The 17,650-nt window shown below is 55.7% G+C and carries 18 protein-coding genes, 1 tRNA gene and 1 pseudogene; 13 read left to right on the top strand and 7 right to left on the bottom strand.

The features are described from left to right. From RCH87_RS05680 to RCH87_RS05670, 3 genes and pseudogenes are all read right to left on the bottom strand, one after another. Positions 1–325 (bottom strand): annotated as a pseudogene (locus RCH87_RS05680) (nicotinate-nucleotide diphosphorylase (carboxylating)); the annotation flags it as partial. Further along, a complete protein-coding gene (nadA, locus tag RCH87_RS05675) occupies positions 326–1,381 on the bottom strand; it encodes a quinolinate synthase NadA (protein ID WP_306515758.1) in 1,056 nt (351 codons plus the stop codon). A 142-nt stretch (positions 1,382–1,523) separates the two neighbouring features. Then, positions 1,524–3,095, bottom strand: a complete 1,572-nt coding sequence (locus tag RCH87_RS05670; RefSeq protein WP_306515757.1) for a basic amino acid/polyamine antiporter — start codon at positions 3,093–3,095, stop codon at positions 1,524–1,526. 81 nt (positions 3,096–3,176) lie between these two features. On the opposite strand from RCH87_RS05670, the gene RCH87_RS05665 reads away from it, so the two are divergent. From RCH87_RS05665 to RCH87_RS05630, 8 genes are all read left to right on the top strand, one after another. Beyond that, the gene (locus RCH87_RS05665) at positions 3,177–3,866 is read left to right on the top strand and encodes a MazG nucleotide pyrophosphohydrolase domain-containing protein (protein WP_306515756.1); all 690 of its coding nucleotides are present in this window, start codon (positions 3,177–3,179) and stop codon (positions 3,864–3,866) included. Beyond that, the gene (locus RCH87_RS05660) at positions 3,867–4,670 is read left to right on the top strand and encodes a lytic transglycosylase domain-containing protein (RefSeq protein ID WP_306515755.1); all 804 of its coding nucleotides are present in this window, start codon (positions 3,867–3,869) and stop codon (positions 4,668–4,670) included. Positions 4,671–4,777: 107 nt separating this feature from the next. Then, on the top strand, positions 4,778–6,055 hold the full coding sequence (eno, locus tag RCH87_RS05655) for a phosphopyruvate hydratase (protein WP_306515754.1): 1,278 nt from the start codon (positions 4,778–4,780) through the stop codon (positions 6,053–6,055). Between the two features lie 85 nt (positions 6,056–6,140). After that, complete coding sequence (locus tag RCH87_RS05650; RefSeq protein WP_306515753.1) at positions 6,141–6,743, top strand: septum formation initiator family protein; 603 nt, start codon at positions 6,141–6,143, stop codon at positions 6,741–6,743. A gap of 51 nt (positions 6,744–6,794) precedes the next feature. Then, positions 6,795–7,370, top strand: a complete 576-nt coding sequence (locus RCH87_RS05645; RefSeq protein ID WP_306515752.1) for a DUF501 domain-containing protein — start codon at positions 6,795–6,797, stop codon at positions 7,368–7,370. A gap of 59 nt (positions 7,371–7,429) precedes the next feature. After that, complete coding sequence (locus RCH87_RS05640; RefSeq protein WP_306515751.1) at positions 7,430–8,410, top strand: Ppx/GppA phosphatase family protein; 981 nt, start codon at positions 7,430–7,432, stop codon at positions 8,408–8,410. A gap of 143 nt (positions 8,411–8,553) precedes the next feature. Then, a tRNA-Leu gene (locus RCH87_RS05635) sits at positions 8,554–8,627 on the top strand. A 173-nt stretch (positions 8,628–8,800) separates the two neighbouring features. Beyond that, a complete protein-coding gene (locus tag RCH87_RS05630) occupies positions 8,801–9,640 on the top strand; it encodes a Bax inhibitor-1/YccA family protein (protein ID WP_306515750.1) in 840 nt (279 codons plus the stop codon). Between the two features lie 203 nt (positions 9,641–9,843). Here RCH87_RS05630 and RCH87_RS05625 read toward each other — a convergent pair whose 3' ends face one another. From RCH87_RS05625 to RCH87_RS05615, 3 genes are all read right to left on the bottom strand, one after another. After that, positions 9,844–10,509 (bottom strand): hypothetical protein, encoded by a 666-nt coding sequence (locus tag RCH87_RS05625; RefSeq protein ID WP_306515749.1) that lies wholly within the window; start codon positions 10,507–10,509, stop codon positions 9,844–9,846. A gap of 12 nt (positions 10,510–10,521) precedes the next feature. Next, positions 10,522–11,046 carry a transcription elongation factor GreA gene (greA, locus tag RCH87_RS05620; protein ID WP_306515748.1) on the bottom strand — a complete coding sequence of 175 codons (525 nt, stop codon included), beginning with the start codon at positions 11,044–11,046 and terminating at the stop codon, positions 10,522–10,524. 137 nt (positions 11,047–11,183) lie between these two features. Further along, the gene (locus RCH87_RS05615) at positions 11,184–11,621 is read right to left on the bottom strand and encodes a DUF4307 domain-containing protein (protein WP_306515747.1); all 438 of its coding nucleotides are present in this window, start codon (positions 11,619–11,621) and stop codon (positions 11,184–11,186) included. Positions 11,622–11,770: 149 nt separating this feature from the next. Here RCH87_RS05615 and mca point away from each other — a divergent pair, with 149 nt between their 5' ends. Genes mca through RCH87_RS05600 form a run of 3 tightly spaced genes read left to right on the top strand, consistent with a single transcriptional unit; the run spans position 11,771 to position 13,739 of the window. Next, positions 11,771–12,637: a mycothiol conjugate amidase Mca gene (gene mca, locus RCH87_RS05610; protein WP_306515746.1), complete on the top strand. Its 867-nt coding sequence runs from the start codon at positions 11,771–11,773 to the stop codon at positions 12,635–12,637. Continuing rightward, positions 12,637–12,969 (top strand): hypothetical protein, encoded by a 333-nt coding sequence (locus RCH87_RS05605; RefSeq protein ID WP_373690928.1) that lies wholly within the window; start codon positions 12,637–12,639, stop codon positions 12,967–12,969. Before mca ends, RCH87_RS05605 begins: the two co-directional genes overlap by 1 nt. A 2-nt stretch (positions 12,970–12,971) precedes the next feature. Next, on the top strand, positions 12,972–13,739 hold the full coding sequence (locus RCH87_RS05600; protein WP_306515745.1) for an isoprenyl transferase: 768 nt from the start codon (positions 12,972–12,974) through the stop codon (positions 13,737–13,739). A gap of 105 nt (positions 13,740–13,844) precedes the next feature. Here RCH87_RS05600 and coaA read toward each other — a convergent pair whose 3' ends face one another. Beyond that, positions 13,845–14,759 carry a type I pantothenate kinase gene (coaA, locus tag RCH87_RS05595; protein WP_369845522.1) on the bottom strand — a complete coding sequence of 305 codons (915 nt, stop codon included), beginning with the start codon at positions 14,757–14,759 and terminating at the stop codon, positions 13,845–13,847. A gap of 81 nt (positions 14,760–14,840) precedes the next feature. Here coaA and glyA point away from each other — a divergent pair, with 81 nt between their 5' ends. Continuing rightward, entirely contained in the window at positions 14,841–16,109 is a 1,269-nt protein-coding gene (glyA, locus tag RCH87_RS05590) for a serine hydroxymethyltransferase (protein ID WP_306515744.1), read from the top strand. Then, positions 16,110–17,650, top strand: a 1,541-nt coding sequence (locus tag RCH87_RS05585; RefSeq protein WP_306515743.1) for a gamma-glutamyl-gamma-aminobutyrate hydrolase family protein, incomplete at its 3' end; no start/stop codon positions are given.

Raw genomic sequence — 17,650 nt, 5'->3', positions numbered from 1 at the left:
ATACCAGTCGGGTATTAGCCGTTATCGTCGCCAAAGTTTGCCCTTCGCAAACCTGCTGGCCATCGGCACCATGCAACGTGATCTCGCAGTTGTCGTCGGCAAGCTCGACACCGAGGCGGTGCAGACGCGAAGCGGTGGCGTTGAGCACCGCTTCGAGTAATCCCAGCCCGGCGATGGTGCCGTCCTCACGCGCATTGAGTTCGGCGCTGCAGCGAGCAGCGGCGGGCACCGTAGCGATCGAGGTGTGGTCGGGGCCGTAAGCGAAATCCTCGTCGAGGGCGGTGGCGATCAGCGCAGAACAATCGGGCAGCTGCAACTGAGTCATTTATTCGGCACCACCGGGGTTGCCGATCGAGATCATTGCTTCGAGCGATTTGCGAGCAGCATCTGCGATATTTTTCGGGACGGTAACCTCGTCGGTTTCGGTTTCCAGGCAGCGTTCAAGTGCCTGCGGGGTAATCATTTTCATGAATTTACATTCGGCGCGGTCGTTGACGGCCTGGAAATCAATGTCTGGGGCAGCCTGATTGAGTTGGTGCAGCATGCCAGTTTCGGTTGCCACCAGCACCGTGTTCTTTTGTTGCTTCTGCGCTTGGGTGATCATTTGCCCGGTGGAGAGCATGTGTACACGCTCTTCTGGCACCAGACCCTCGTTGGCCAGGTAGAGCGCGGAGTTCGCGCAACCACATTCTGGGTGGATGTACAGATCCGCTGTAGGGTTATCCTGCGTTTGCTGGGTTAATTGCTCAGCGCTGATGCCGGCGTGCACGTGGCATTCACCAGCCCAAATCCGGATGTTCTCGCGGCCGGTCTCACGCTTCACATACGCTCCGAGGAATTGGTCGGGGCAAAACAGGATTTCTTGGTCCGCGGGCAGGGAGTTGACCACATCAACCGCGTTTGAAGAGGTGCAGCACACGTCGGTAAGCGCTTTTACCTCTGCGGTGGTGTTGACATAGCTGACCACCAGCGCGTCAGGGTGTTCGGCCTTCCATTCGCGCAATTGCTCGGCGGTAATCGAATCTGCCAGCGAGCATCCTGCCCGGGCATCGGGAATGAGAACTTTTTTGTCTGGCGAGAGGATCTTCGCGGATTCTGCCATGAAGTGCACACCGCAAAAAACGATGATGTCTGCGTCGGTTTCGGCAGCTTGGCGTGATAGTGCCAGGGAATCGCCGGTGTGGTGGGCGATGTCCTGAATCTCAGGGATTTGGTAGTTGTGGGCCAGAATCACAGCGTTGCGTTGTTCCGCCAGTGCGCGTACCCGCTCGGCCCAGCGAGCGGCATCGAAGGATGCCGAATCTGTGCTAGCAAAATCCGCAGTAGTAGTGGTTGTAGCGTCGGCAGTAGAACGCGTGAGGTCCGCGTTTGTACGAGTCACAAAAGCTCCCAAGAATTAGTGATAGTCACAGGAAACGACGGTGTCATTACCGTACTAAAAATCCGCAGTGAACTACCAGCTAAGGCCAAGCTACAGCTGGCGAATGTCAGCAATCTGCAGCTGGCGAATACTAGGCAGCAGACTAGAGCTGCAGTGAACCTTGCGCCAAACCAACAGCCGCGAAGACCGCTGCGACCAGCACGAGAACGACAATTGACCACTCAAAACCGTTGAACAGCTTCTCCCGTCGCGAGATACGTGTTAAGACGTACGGGATGATTCCTGGAACCACAGCGAGGGCACCGAAGAGAATATAAACCGGATCCGCGGCATAAATTAGCCAGATGGAATAGACAAAAGCTACCACCGCCACGGCCAAGTGCCGTCGATTTTCGCGCGGGGAAATTTTTGGCCCGGACAGGTCAAACCGTGTCCCCGCGTGCGGATGTGTGATGCCTTTACCCCGTAGCGCGAGCAGCAAAAGGTAGAGCGAAGAGAAAATATAGGGCAGCAGGTACATCACAGTGGCGAGCTGCACCATAGAGATATACGCGGTTTCGTTCAAGAAGAACACGATGACCGCGAATTGAATCACCGATGTAGAAATTAGCTGTGCCATCCACGGTGCACCAGCCCGATTGATCGCACCCGTTCGCTTCGGCAGCAGGCCGTCGAGAGCCATCATCGTCAACGGCTCGGCACATAGCATCTGCCACGAAACGTAGGCACCGAGCACGGAAATGCACAGACCGATCGAGATTAACAATCCGCCGACCGGGCCAATTGCAGCTTCGAGTACCGCAGCCATGGAATTATCAGGCAGCGCCGCCAGCTCTTCTTTGCTCAGCACACCAAATGACAGCGTCGCCACAGAGACCAGCAGCACCAACACGGAAACGAAACCGAGCACCGTAGCTCGTCCGACGTCAGTACGCTGCCGGGCCTGTTTCGAATAGACCGACGCGCCTTCTACGCCGATGAAAACCCACACGGTAAACAGCATGATGCCTTGGACTTGTTCAAAAACCGAGCCCTCGCTGGATTCACGGCCCCAAAAATCCAGGGTGAAGGTATTCCAGCTGAATCCGAAAAACAGAAGCAACACGATAAATGCCAGAATCGGTACCAGCTTGGCGACGGTCACCACCGTGTTCATGATCGCGGCCTGCTTCACCCCGCGGCTGAGTAACGCGAAAATCACCCACGTCAGCAAGCTCACCGAGATAAACGACGCCCAGCGGTTCGATTCGTGGAACAGCGGAATGTAGTGGCCGACGGTATTGAAAAACAGCGTCGCGTAACCGACCTGCGCGATCACAGAACCTAGCCAATAGCCCCAGCCCGAGGCGAAACCGATGAAATCGCCCAGCCCGGCGCGCACATAGGAATACACGCCAGAATCAAGATGCGGCTTACGCTGGGCCAGAATTTGGAAGACGAAGGCGACCGAGAGCATACCCACGCCGGCGATTGCCCACCCGATGAGCATCGCGCCGGGGGCAGCAACGGAAGCGATGTTTTGTGGCAGAGAAAAAATACCGGCGCCGACGCACGAGCCGATAATCAAAGCCACCAATGACCACATGGTCACGGTGTGCTTAGATTTTTGGCCTGCCTGCGGGCCAGCAGGATGTGCCGCTGCAGACTGTGCTGATGTGCCGGCCGGGGTGCTGCTGCCGCCGACAATAGGAGAGGGATGAGGCTCGCTGTGCATGTTGGTAAAACTACCCTGGAAAAGCCTGTGTCGGAAAGGCGGGTGGGGGTTAAGACTTCTGTTGCTTATAGGATTGTGCCCATGACTGTTCTGCTTCTTGATCCTCGTTGGCCCGAGCAAATACCGTTAGAAGCCCTGAGCGGCGTTGTCGGGCCAGTGAGCTACACCGAGGAAGTTCCGGTGTCGGTGCGCTGGAATTTTGCTGACATCATTAGTGGAACTGACACGTCTGGCCAGGGACTTTTGGTGAGCACAAATGAAGCTGACGAGCGCGTACGTGAGCGCGTGGATGCTGGTGAGCGCATTATTGTGGCGCGCTCGCGTGATGATCAGATGCACGTTGCCCGTCAGGTAATGGCCCGTGCCCGCGATATCGGCGAGTTCGAGCTGCTGCAAACACATAAGACACTCCTGCCGTATTTGCGCGAAGAAGTAGCTGAGCTTTCCGAGGTCATCGAGGCAGCCGAAACCACCGCGGAGATCGACCAGTCCAAGTTGGTGCGCGAGCTAGGCGACGTTTTGTTGCAGTTGCTGTTTCACGCGGAGCTGGGACGGCGTCGACAAGCATTTTCGCTGGATGATATCGCAGCGAGTTTTATCGCGAAGATGCGTTCACGTGCGCCCTATCTTTTCGACGGCACCACCGGGGTGGTAGCGCAAGAAGAACAAGACCGTTTGTGGGCGGCTGGAAAACGCGCGGAGGAAGCCTTGCGTGGCGCAGCTGGCAGTGATGCGGATAGCAATAAAAACGATGCAGGAGCGGCGTGGTAGATGAATTATTCATCACGCCGCAGCCCCGCAGGTTGCGTGAAAGTCGGTTGTGCGACGGTACTCGGGATCATTTTGATCATTTCGGTAGTGCTGTGGTTGCTTTCGTTTGTCGATGGTCCTTCGGTGACTCGCCAATTAGAACCTATTCCGGATAATGTGCCACCAGCAGCCGGGCGCGCGGTGCCATCGATTGATGTGCATGCAGAAGGTCGCACCGCAGACAAACTGACGTATTGGTCCGACGGGCTCGCAGGTGATACCGCTATCCCAGACCAAGCACTGCGTGCCTATGGCAATGCAGAATTGATTGCCCGTGATGCTTGGCCAGGATGCAACCTGGACTGGACAACGTTGGCGGGCATCGGCTGGGTGGAAACTCGACACGGTAGCTACGCCGGAAACTGGTTTGATCGCCCCTCGATCGGTGATGATGGCAGGGTAGAGCCTCCAATCGTTGGCATCGCATTGGATGGAACAAATAACACGGTTCATATCCCGGATACAGACGGTGGTGAGTTCGATAACGATGATGTCTATGACCGCGCGGTAGGCCCAATGCAGTTCATTCCGCAATCGTGGCACCGTTATGGTTTGGATGCTTCCGGCGACGGATACCCGGATCCGCAAAATATCGACGATGCTGCCCTAGCAGCGGCGAAGTTGTTGTGTGATAGTGGCCGTGATTTAAATGATCCGCAAGCGTGGACCGAAGCGATCTTGTCGTACAACAATTCCAACGATTACGTGCGTAAGGTACGAGATGCGGCGAATTCTTATGCCATTGACCAGCCCGCCGCCCGTTAACCCGGGGTGCGTGTTACAACCTAACTTGAAATCTGGAACAATTAGCAGTGTTGACTGCACCTGACATGGCGCAAGAATGCGCATAAATCTCTGAGGAGGCCCAGCCAGTGGCTGATATCATGCACGTTTTCGCTCGCGAGATCTTGGATTCGCGAGGCAACCCAACGGTGGAAGCTGAAGTTGTTTTGGACGATGGTGCGCACGGCCGCGCCGGGGTGCCATCCGGCGCTTCCACTGGCGAACACGAAGCCCACGAGCTGCGTGATGGTGGCGAGCGTTATTTGGGCAAAGGTGTTTTGCAAGCCGTCGATAACGTCAATGAGGTCATTGCCGACGAATTGGCGGGCCAGGTGGCTGATGATCAGCGTCTGATCGATGCCGCAATGCTGGAACTCGACGGTACCGAGAACAAATCTAAACTCGGAGCGAATGCAATTCTGGGCGTGTCTATGGCAGTAGCGAAAGCCGCAGCAGATTCCGCTGCGTTGCCGTTGTACCGCTACATTGGTGGGCCGAACGCACACGTGTTGCCAGTGCCGATGATGAATATTCTCAACGGTGGAGCACACGCCGATTCCGGTGTGGACGTGCAGGAATTCATGATCGCCCCGCTATCCGCTACCAGCTTCGCTGAGGCTTTGCAGCAAGGCGCTGAGGTCTATCACGCGCTCAAGGCCGTGCTGAAAGAACGTGGCTTGTCGACGGGATTGGGCGACGAAGGTGGTTTTGCGCCGTCGGTAGAATCCACCCGCGCAGCATTGGACGTTATTGTCGAAGCCATTAAGAAAGCCGGCTATGAACCGGGCAAAGATGTGGCCTTGGCGCTCGATGTGGCTTCCTCGGAATTCTACGAGTCTGGTTCCTACAAATTCGAAGGCTCTGAGCTCAGTGGGGAAGAAATGGCAAAGGTTTATGCCGAGCTGATCGACGAGTACCCAATCGTGTCCATCGAAGACCCATTGGATGAAAACGATTGGGACGGCTACGTCAATCTGACTCGTGAAATCGGCGATAAAGTCCAGATCGTCGGCGATGACTTCTTCGTCACCAACCCGCAGCGTCTGCGTGAAGGAATCGACAAAGGTGCCGCCAACGCGCTGTTGGTCAAGGTGAACCAGATCGGTACTCTGACCGAGACTTTCGATGCCGTCGAACTGGCACACCGTAACGGTTACCGCACGATGATGTCACACCGTTCCGGTGAAACCGAAGACACGACCATCGCAGATTTGGCAGTGGCTTTGTCTTGTGGCCAGATTAAGACTGGTGCACCGGCACGATCCGAGCGTGTTGCAAAATACAACCGTTTGCTGCGCATCGAAGAAGAACTTGATGCTGCCGCGCGCTACGCCGGCCGTGACGCTTTCCCACGTTTTCAGGGCTAGTCGATAACGCACTAGGCTGTAGCGCGTTAGTTGCTAGGTTAGGCGCCGCTGCAGGCACGACGGTTGCTGGTGAGACGAGGAGATTATGACAGAGCGTAAAAAATCTACGCTACGGACACGCACGACCGTGCCCGTATCTTCTCGTACCGCACAACGCAACGCCGAGCGCGCACCAAAAGCGCGTACCAAGCTGAACCAGAGGTTCGATCTGATCAGCATTGGCGTGATGGTCTCTGTGGTGCTGGTAATCCTCGTGTCGGTGGCGGTGCCTTTGCGTAACTACTATGAAGGTCGGGCAGAAATCGCCCGATTGGAAGATTCTATTGCGGCTAAACAAGCTGAAAAACAGCAACTAGCAGAGGAAATCGAGCGCTACCACGACGAAGATTTCGTTCGCGAACAAGCCCGCCGTCGATTCGGCTTGGTTGCACCGGGCGAAACTGCCTACCGAATTCTTGATCCGCGCATCACTAATAATGATTCGGTAACGACTTCGCGCCAAGATTATGAAGAAGCCCGTCCGTGGTATGAGGTCCTGTGGGATGCGATTACGCAACCACCAGAACCACCGGCGCCAGTAGCCCCCGCTGAACCGCCTGCACCGGCTGAATCTGGGGAAGATCCGGTGGGAGACCATCCTGAGGGCGAGTCTGCACCCGAAGCGCCAGATGAGCCGGAGGCTCCATAAAGTTAAGACTTAGTTACCCGCAGGCATGACACGCGTGCCAGAATAGGGCGCATGAGTCTATCTTCTTCTGAGCTCGATTCAACTGAGCTTGATTCCCGAGAGCTTGACACCGTCGAAAAGCAACTAGGTCGACGTCCGCGCGGTGTGGTCGAAATCTCTTATCGCACACCAGACGGCCAGCCTGCCGTCATTAAAACGATGCCGAAGCTTCCCGACGGCACTCCATTTCCCACGCTGTTTTATCTCACCGACCCGCGTCTGACCGCGGAAGCCTCCCGGCTCGAAGTTGCTCATGTGATGAAATGGATGGAATCCCGCCTGGCAGAAGACGAAGAGCTTGCCGCCGATTATCGCAATGCACACGAGACTTTCTTGGCAGAGCGCAACCAGTTAGCGGATCTCGGCACCGATTTCTCTGGTGGTGGCATGCCTGAACGCGTGAAATGCCTGCACGTCCTGATTGCTTATGCCTTGGCCAAAGGTCCTGATCACTTCCGGTTGGGCACTGAAGCAGTCGCTATGGCTGCCGAACACGGTAACCTGCGAGGTATTGCTATTCCCATCGACTGGCCGTCGTGTGAAGCGCTGGGTATCGACCTCGACCAGTTCGATTTCAGTAACGCTTAATAACGACGCCTAGTAATAGTGCCGAGCACACAACCGAATCCGAGGAAGAAGGGGATCCTATGACCCGCATCGCAGCCGTTGACTGTGGTACTAATTCCATCCGACTGCTCATTAGTGATGTCACCCGCACCAGTGGCACACCATCGGGATTTAGCGCCAATGAAGTGACCAGACGAATGGAAATTGTGCGTTTAGGTCAAAGCGTGGATGCTACCGGTGAATTGGCGCCCGAAGCGATCGAGCGTACACGCGAGGCATTGCGTAACTACGTTGCGATCATGAAATTCGAAAACGTCGAAAAGGTGCGCATGGTCGCAACCGCAGCGGTCCGCGATGCGACAAACAGCGAAAAATTCTTTGCTATGACCGCAGAATTACTGGGAGAAGTCCACGCTGGGGCGCAGGCCGAAGTCATTTCCGGCGTAGAAGAAGCTGAGCTGTCTTTTTTGGGTGCGGTGCAGGACTTAAGCCCAGAAGCAGGACCATTTTGTGTGATTGATCTCGGGGGCGGATCGACCGAATTTATCGTCGCGAATAAGGGCGAGGATATTCTCGGCGCACACTCGGCAGCAATGGGGTGTGTCCGTATCACTGAGCGTATGATGCCTAGCGATCCACCGAGTGAAACAGAAATCGAGATTGCCGATGACTTCGTCGCCGAGCGCATGAACGAAGTAGAAAAACTGGAGCCGATTGATCAGGCGCGCACCGTCGTCGGCTGTGCCGGAACCTTTACGACATTGTCTGCCTTGGCGCAGGGGCTAGAACAGTACGATCCCGAACAAATTCACGGTTCTGTGCTGCGTTTTGCTGCGTTGCGAGTGCTTTTAGGGCAAGTAATCGCTGCTTCCGCGGCAGCCCGGGCTCAGAATCCAGTTATTCACGCCGGGCGTGCCGACGTCCTTGGTGGAGGAGCCGTCGCTGTGCGCGGAATCATGGACATGTTTGAGCGAGTCAGTGGTGTCCGAGAATTCGTGATCAGCGAAAAAGATATTCTCGACGGCGTGATCTGGAAGCTTGCAGGTACGCTGCCAGCTTAAAGGCTTCCTTCTCGATGGTAATGGTTGGTTTGGAATATGTCGGTGGCGACAATAGCGGTACTGAAATGCGTACCAGACGCAATGAAGTGCTAAGATAGTTTTCCGTGCCAGGTGCAATGAGAAATTGCTGGTGGCACGGTTTTGCCCCCATAGCCCAATTGGCAGAGGCGGTGGACTTAAAATCCATACAGTGTCGGTTCGAGCCCGACTGGGGGCACTACTAGCAGCGGAGATGCTGCACTCAGGGAGTGAGATTCCCGAAAATAGTAATCAGGATTCGAAATAATTTGCTTACTCGGGAACTATTGTGCCGCGCCCGTCGTTAAACTTGGTGAGAGATGTACAAGAACAACGTACAACCCATGACACGAAAGGCACAGGATTTCTACAGTGCGTAATAGCAATCCAGTAATGAGCAACGTGTCTGCTGGCGCTACTGGCAACGGCAACAATGCCGGTTTCCAACAGCAGATGGATTACAACGCTTACGACAATTATGGCGGCCAGGGTGGCTATGCCCCGATGAGTGAGCAGCAAGCTGAGCGCCCGATGACTGTCGACGATGTCGTCACCAAAACTGGTATCACCCTTGGTGTCATCATTGTCTTCGCCGTCATCAACTTCGGCATCGGCATGGTGAACCCGCAGCTTGCGATGATGGCTACTCTCGGTGGTGCCATCGCAGGGTTTATCACCGTTTTGGTTGCATCATTTGGTAAGAAGTGGGGATCACCAGTTGTGACCCTGTTGTACGCCGTATTCGAGGGCTTCTTCGTCGGTGGCATTTCGATGATTTTTTCCGGCATGTACGTCGGTGAAGCAAATGCAGCCAGCCTCATCGGCCAAGCCGTATTGGGCACCGTGGGCGTCTTTTTGGGCATGCTTATCGTCTACAAGACTGGTGCGGTCAAAGTAACCCCTCGTTTTAACAAGATTCTGACTTCCTGCATCATCGGCGTTGTCGTTTTGATGTTGGGTAACTTCGTTCTGGCTATGATTACCGGAAACAACCCGCTGCGTGACGGTGGCATTCTGGCGATCATCTTCTCACTGGTGTGCATCGGTCTGGCTGCTGCGTCCTTCTTGACTGACTTCGATGCCGCAGATCGCATGATCCGCGCTGGTGCACCATCCAAGATGGCTTGGGGCGTTGCATTAGGCCTGGCAGTCACCTTGGTCTGGCTCTACACTGAGATCCTGCGTCTGCTGTCGTATTTCCAGCAGCGCTAAAAGGTGCAACGCTAAACAGCACGGCGCTGAATAGCTAGGCGTTATAGATTGCTGTTGTCCCGCTAGAGCAGCGAATCATGCTGCAATGGGGTAGCAGAAAATACATAAAACTCCGGTGAGCTTGTCAACATCGATATGATGCTAGTCACAAGCTGACCGGAGTTTTTTCGGGCTGTAATTCGATTAGCTTTAGCGGCCGAAAGCTACGGCGTGATCAATTGATTATCAACCCAGATCTCAGAAAAAACTACACCTTGTGCGGATTCTACTGGCGACCTCAAGGTCACAGTGACGGTGTCTTGTGGCGATGAGTCTTTTGAGTTCTTAGAGCCTGTGGTGCTGTGTGAGACGCGCTGTGCGGTCGCTTTCGCGGAATCTGTGCCCCAAGATTCCCACTCTAATTTTTCTAGCCGCAGCGTTGGATCACCGCAGTCGAGCACGATAAAGCTGGGCTTGCGCTCAGGAGTGCCTAGGCAGTTGATAAAACCGACGCGTTTCGCGCGCTGCGCCCTTTTGCGAGCGGTTTTCACGGCCCCTGAAGAACCCGTCGCAGAATCTCCAGAGGCCGTGGCTAATTCAGCGTCTTCGTCGTCGTCATCTAGCTCGGAATCCGAGCCACCGATGACGGTTTCCGTGGTTTGTACAGATTGGCCGGTGCCATCGGTCCCGGTGCCGTTAGTTGCCGTTGTGCCAGCAACGCCGGTTTCGGTGGTTTCGGTGCTGTTCGATTCGTTCGTGCGAGGTGCCTCGAACGTAGAACCTGTTTCGACTTTCTGATCCGATGGGTTCTCGTTGGGCGGGGTGCACGCAGCCAAAGCCAAAGCAGCAGCGGAAACTCCGGTCACGGCGAATTTACGGTAGTTAGTCATGGAAAATCCTTCTTATTTTTCGTCGCGTGGGGTGGCATACAGCGCGGAATCATAAGGCGTAGCCGAATCAATGGTCACCTTAATGCGATTTCCGTTGGGAGCGGAGTACTCGCGGGTTTCGCCTTCTTCGGCACCCAAAATAGCTGCACCCAACGGTGACTGCTCTGAGTAAGTCTCCAAGTTTTCGTTGTCGGTGGCAGCGGCACGGGTACCAATCAGGAAGGTTTCCTTGTTCTCTGGGTCCTCGTTGTAGTGCACGTGGACTACCGAGCCGACGTTGGCGACACCTTCTTTTACGCCGGTGCGTTCGGTGGTGGAGTTCGCGAGAATCTCCGAGATGTGCTTGATGCGGGCTTCTTCTTGGTCCTGCATCTCACGTGCTGCGTCGTAGCCCGCGTTCTCTTTCAAGTCGCCTTCTTCACGGCGCTCGTTAATTTCGGCGGCGACTACCGGGCGGTGGTCGATCAACGCCTGCAGTTCTTTTTCAAGCTTCGCCTTGGTTTCTGGCGTAATATATTGCTTTTGGTTTTCAGCCATGGTGGTGTGAAACCTTCCTTCGTTGATCATCGAGCTCAATGCTCGCTGCTTTGCGACGATTCTGCCTAGATCTTAACGTATTTGTTAACCGGGTTTTGCCGAGGTGGCACAATTAAGCGCGCGAGTGCTAGCTTTTGCTAGCTTGTGAGGTCGAGATGTGCCGGAATTGTTCCAGAACAACCGTAGACGCCGCCGGCGACGGCTTTTTCCCCTGCGCGCACTGGTACATCCACGCTGATGCGTTCTGTGCGTTTCTCTCCAGGAGCCATGGGGATTTCTACACGCCCAACTTCCGCTTTGTCGTAGTTGAACGCCTGCACGATGCAGTATGCCGGAACCGCCGGATCCTCGCGGGTGATGTCCACCCACACTCGCAACGTGCCATCGTCGGGATACTCCTGGCTTAGCAGCGTGATTTCTGCGGCCGGGGAGTCTGCGTTGAACAGACGGAAAAGCCCCCACGAGCCGAAAGCGAGCATTGCGATTAATACAGCAACCAAGAATTTTCCGGTGAGGTTGCTGGCGGGCTTTTTCGGCCTATTGGAGCCATAACGTGCGCGCGTGGGAGTGCTCATTCTTCGCATCTTAAGGCAGGCGTCGTAGCCAGTACAATTAGGTAATATAATCAATTCGACTAACAACTCGTCTAACAATTCGACTGTGAATTCAATCGCGAAATTAGCGGCGAACTAGACCACGAACTCGAACCTGGGAAAGGACCGATGTGAACTACCGGTTGCTGTCTATCCACGCCCACCCCGATGATGAGGCATCAAAAGGCGCAGCTACCACCGCGATGTATGCGCACAACGGTCACGATGTCATGATCGTCACCTGTACTGGTGGTGAACGCGGCGACATTATTAACCCGGCTATGAATAAACCCGGGATCAAAGAAAACATGCAGGCTGTGCGCCATGAAGAAATGGCGGAATCCGTTCGTGCTCTCGGCGTCCAGCACCGGTGGATGGGCTATGTCGATTCCGGTTTGCCAGAGGGCGACCCGCTACCGCCGCTGCCTGAAGGCTGCTTCGCCCGGGAAGATTCCATGAAGGTGGCACGCGAGTTGGTAGAAATCATTCGGGAGTTTCGCCCACACGTGATCATGACGTACGACGAAAACGGCGGCTACCCGCACCCGGATCATTTGAAAGTGCATGAAATTAGCATGATCGCCTGGGAACGGGCAGGCGATTCTGAGTTCATGCCCGAGATCCCGGTCTGGGAGCCGTTGAAATTGTATTACAGCCATGGCTTCGTTTATCGGCGGATGGAGTTGTTCCACAATCGTCTATTGGAACAAGGAAAACCGTCACCGTATGGTCCGATGATGCAGCGCTGGGAGCCGCACTTGGCGGATATCATGTCGCGCATTACCACGAAGGTTGAATGCAGCGATTATTTTTCCCACCGAGAGGCCGCCCTGCGTGCACATGCCACACAGATTGACCCGGCTGGAGCATTCATGGCGACGGATGTTGCCACGCAACAGGCATTGTGGCCGACCGAAGAATACGAACTCGCTCGCAGCCGGGTAGAAACTCAACTTCCGGAAACTGATTTGTTTGCCGGACTGGAGGGAGCCAACTGATGCAACCAACATTTTTGTCGGTCGAGCTACACGAGTCGCTAACGCTTGCTGCGAGTCAAGCTAGCCAGGGTGCAGGCGAGATGCTGGTTTGGGCACAAAATCAGGTTCATGATGGCCCGATGGGGCCTGAATTTGGAAAAGCATCCCCGATTGGTTTGCTGGTGATTGTCGGGTTAGTGGTGGCGATCATGATGCTTGGTTGGTCGTTTCACCGTCGCCAATCGAAGTTTCGTCGTCGTCGCGCGTTCGCTGAAGACCACGGTTTAGACCCATTTGATAAGCAAGCGGTAGATGCCGCAATGCGCGAAGCTGGCGTCTACGACAGGCGGTAGCGATGAAATTGCGCGAGTTGGTATACCCTTTTTACGAGGCGCGTATCCGGCGCAGCCTGCGTGGGCGCCCGCAGCCACAGCATGTTGCGATTATGGCCGATGGAAACCGTCGTTGGGCACGCGAGGCTGGGTTTACTGATATCAGCCAAGGTCACCGTCGCGGGGCGAATAAGATCGCGGAATTGGTGTCGTGGTGCGCGGAGACTGACGTCAAGGTCGTAACTTGCTACTTGCTGTCAACGGAGAATTTGCGCCGCGCACCCGAAGAGCTTGAGCTGCTGTTTGACATCATCACTGATGTCGTCGTCCAGCTCTCCCAGGGCGATATGGATTGCCAGGTGCGCTTGGTCGGTCACCTCGATCTGTTGCCGGCAGAGGTCGCGCAGCGCATGGAGGAAGCCGCCGCGACAACGAAGACTAATAGCGGCGTCATCGTCAACGTTGCGGTTGGCTATGGTGGGCGGCAAGAAATCGTGGATGCGGTGCAAAAACTCATCCGCGCAGAAGCTGCCAAGGGGCTGAGTGCAGCCGAGATCGCCGAGGCGGTCACTGCAGATTCAATTTCGCATCATTTGTATACCAAGGGCTTGCCGGACCCAGATTTGGTGATTCGTACCTCTGGCGAACAGCGGCTATCCGGGTTTTTGCTGTGGCAGGCTGCGTATTCGGAAATTTGGTTTACCGATACGTATTGGCCGGCTTTCCGCAAGATTGACTTCTTCCGAGCGCTGCGGGAGTTTTCACAGCGTTCCCGGCGGTTTGGGAAGTAGCCGCCCCGGGGCAATTGGTGTGCCCGTAAGCATGCTGGGTGATTCGTGGTGGGTTGGGCGCTTAGAGGTGGGTTTAGACCCGATTGCGCCGCGATAGTTTAGGCTCTAAAGCTTGCGCAGCCGGATCTTTTCGACGAGATGGTCGTGATTTTTCCGCAGCACTAAAGATGCGCGCACCCGCGTGGGCAAGATATTTTCCACGAGGTTGGGCAAGTTGATGGACTGCCAGATTTCGCGAGCTTCGGCGCGTGCCGTGGTTTCTTCGAGGTCTGCGAAATGCGCGAAGTGTGCGCCAGGCTCGCGGAAGGCGGTGCGACGTAGTTTCAAAAAGCGTTCGATATACCAGTTTTCGATATCGTCGACATGCGCATCGACGTAGACCGAAAAATCCACGAGATCTGACACCATGAGCGTCCGGCCCGTCTGTAAGACGTTGAGACCTTCGATAATCAAGATATCGGGCTGGCGGATGCGCTGCACTTCACCGGGCAAAATATCGTATGCGGTGTGGGAATACACCGGCGCGTGCGCTTCGGGTGCGCCCGATTTCACCTCGGTGACAAAACGCAGCAACGCGCGTTGATCGTAGGATTCCGGAAACCCTTTGCGCTTCATCAGCCCACGTTTTTTCAATTCTGCGGTGGGCAACAAAAACCCGTCGGTCGGCACCAGATCGACTCGTTGGTGTTTATCCCATTTCTGCAACAGCACCTGGAGTAGACGGGCAGTGGTGGACTTGCCGACGGCTACCGAACCCGCCACCGCGATGATGAAAGGGACTTTCTGCGGTGGGTGCCCCAAGAATTGCTGCGTGGCATCGTTGACCCTCCGGTGGGCTTCGATCTGAAAATGCAGCAGACGAGCCAGCGGGAGGTAGATTTCTGCTACCTCGTCGAGGTCAATGTTTTCCCCGATGCCGGCAAGTTCGGTAACCTCTGCCTCCGTGAGCAATTGCGGTACTGATTTACGCAGGTTACGCCAATGTTCACGGGAAAAATCCAGGTAGGGGCTGGTAGTCATAGTAGGTATTGTCTCATTAGTGCTGGGTGTTATGGTTATAAGCATCATTATCACCACCTGCGTGCAGAAAGGCCCGCTTTGATGTTTGAATCCCCGCTGTCTGAGTTTGACCCAGAGGTAGCTGCTGCGATCGACGGAGAGATCTCCCGTCAACGTGGAACCTTGGAAATGATTGCCTCGGAAAACTTCGTGCCACGTGCGGTGTTGCAGGCACAAGGTTCGGTGCTGACCAACAAATACGCTGAAGGCTATCCGGGCCGCCGTTACTACGGTGGTTGTGAGCACGTTGACATCATTGAAGATCTGGCACGCCAGCGCGCCAAAGATCTGTTTGGTGCAGAATTCGCCAACGTGCAGCCGCACTCTGGTGCGCAGGCCAATGCTGCCGTATTGGCTTCGCTGATCAAACCGGGCGATAAGATCATGGGCCTTTCTCTGGCACACGGTGGTCACCTGACTCACGGCATGAAGTTGAACTTCTCCGGCAAACTGTACGAGGTTGCCGCGTATGAGGTTGACCCAACCACCCACCGTATTGACATGGATAAGGTGCGTGAGCAGGCGTTGGCGGAAAAACCACAGGTCATTATCGCTGGCTGGTCCGCATACTCGCGTCGTTTGGACTTCGAAGCCTTCCGCTCAATTGCTGATGAGGTTGGTGCCTACTTGTGGACTGACATGGCGCATTTCGCTGGTCTGGTGGCTGCAGATCTGTACCCATCACCAGTTCCACACTCTGATATTGTTTCGTCGACCGTGCACAAGACCCTGGGTGGGCCACGTTCCGGCATCATCTTGGCTAAGCAGGATTACGCCAAGCAGATCAACTCCGCGGTCTTCCCAGGCCAGCAGGGTGGTCCATTGATGCATGCTGTTGCTGCCAAGGCCGTGTCATTCAAGGTGGCTGCTACGGAGGAATTCCGCGAACGCCAGCAGCGCACGATCGACGGTGCACGCATTCTGGCTGAACGCCTGACCGCGCAGGATTGCCAAGATTCCGGCATTTCTGTGTTGACCGGTGGCACTGACACCCACTTGGTTTTGGCTGATCTGCGTAATTCGGAGCTGGATGGCCAGCAGGCAGAAGATCGTCTGCACGAGGTTGGTATCACCGTCAACCGCAACGCGGTGCCGAATGATCCGCGTCCGCCGATGGTGACCTCTGGTCTGCGTATCGGTGCTTCGGCGCTTGCTACCCGTGGTTTCGATCAGCAGGCATTCGAAGAAACCGCCGACATCATTGCGCAGGCATTGCTGGGTAACGACGTTGCACAGCTGCGTTCCCGCGTCGAGAAGTTGACCCAGGATTTCCCACTGTATGAGGGCCTGGAAGACTGGAAGATGGTCTAATTGCGCGTTGTCCTGGTTGATAACCACGACTCGTTTACCAATAACCTGGCCAGCTATGTACGCATTGCTGGCCATGAGGTCGAAGTTATCGCCAATGATGCCGACCTTGATGGGTTGGATTTTGCCGCGTTCGTCATTCGGCGCGGATTTGGTGCGGTGATTATCTCCCCGGGCCCGGGCACGCCGGAAAACCCGCAAGACCTGGGGCATTCTGCAGCTGCGCTGGAAACAGGGCTTCCGGTGCTAGGGGTCTGTCTCGGCCAACAAGCTATGGCCTGGGCCGAAGGCGGGACGATTGTGCGTGCGCCGGAGCCGTTCCACGGACGACGCAGCCGGATTAGCCATGACGGTACCGGGCTATTTTCCGGCATCGACCTGGATTATCAGGTGGTGCGCTATCACTCGTTGGTAGTAGCAGACGATCAAGATAGACCCGTTCCGGAATGCTTTCGAGTCACCGCCCGTACCGCTGATGCGGATGACTTGGTCATGGGGCTGGAGCATAAGCACAGGCCTTGGTGGGGCGTGCAGTTTCACCCAGAATCCATTGCCGATGAGCATGGCATGGCGCTTGTGCGTAATTTCTTGCAGCTTGCCGATGCGGTCGCTGACACAGCTGAACTGACCACCGCCAGCGGTGGGGAAGAACCTGGTGGCAGCACGCACCAGCACGCGGAGATGAACACCGCCCCGTGGTTGCTTGTTCGCTCGATTCCCGCGCCTGGATTATGCGCCGAGCCAATGCGAGCCTACGAACTTTTGGGCGGGCAGCGCTGGTGGATCGAGGATGGCTCCGGTGCTATTTGCATCGGTGATGATTCTGGCCCATTGGCCAGGCACCTCAAAGCATCAGTGTCACGCGGAACAGTCGAGGTATTCCGCTCTGCTGACGGCGGGAACGAAGCGCAGTCGTCGACAGATCACCAGGCTGCGAGGCCTACTGAGCACGTCAAACACCAAGAGTCAGTGTTCACCACGCTTGAGCGTATGCTGCAGCGTTATTCTGGTCTGCAACCGCCGGTGGCCAGCTGCGAATTTAGCCTGGGCCTTGTGGGGTATCTGGGCTATGAGTTGAAGGCAGACTGTGGGTATTCCGCACCCCACGCCCGGGACGATTTTTCGGATGCACAATTGCTGCTGGCGGATCGGGCAATCATTCTTGCCGACGGCGAGTGCCACGTGGTCGCGCTCTGCGAGGATGCTCACTCGGCAGCGCTGCAGCAAGAGTGGGTGGATGGCATGCTCGCAGGCGTGCAGAAAACCCATGATCAAATGTCTGCACAGACTGGCGCCGCGCCTGCTGCATCGCAGCAGCCCGAGGTTGACGTGGAGACAGTCTCTGATACCCGGCAGGCTGTTTCCCCGCAGCAACTACATTCGCGTGGGGAATACCTGAAGCTGATCGAGGAATCACAAGAGCTCATTGCTGCTGGTGAATCGTATGAAATTTGTCTGACCAACCGCTTGACGCTGCCGCTTGCTGGGAACAAGGCGAAGGATGCCTTCACGTATGTACGGAAAAATCATGCTTCCCGGCGCGC

Origin of the sequence: Corynebacterium sp. (assembly GCF_030826625.1) — a bacterium.
Lineage (GTDB): Bacteria > Actinomycetota > Actinomycetes > Mycobacteriales > Mycobacteriaceae > Corynebacterium.
Note: the sequence above shows the minus strand (reverse complement) of the source record. Positions and strands in the feature narration are given on the sequence as shown.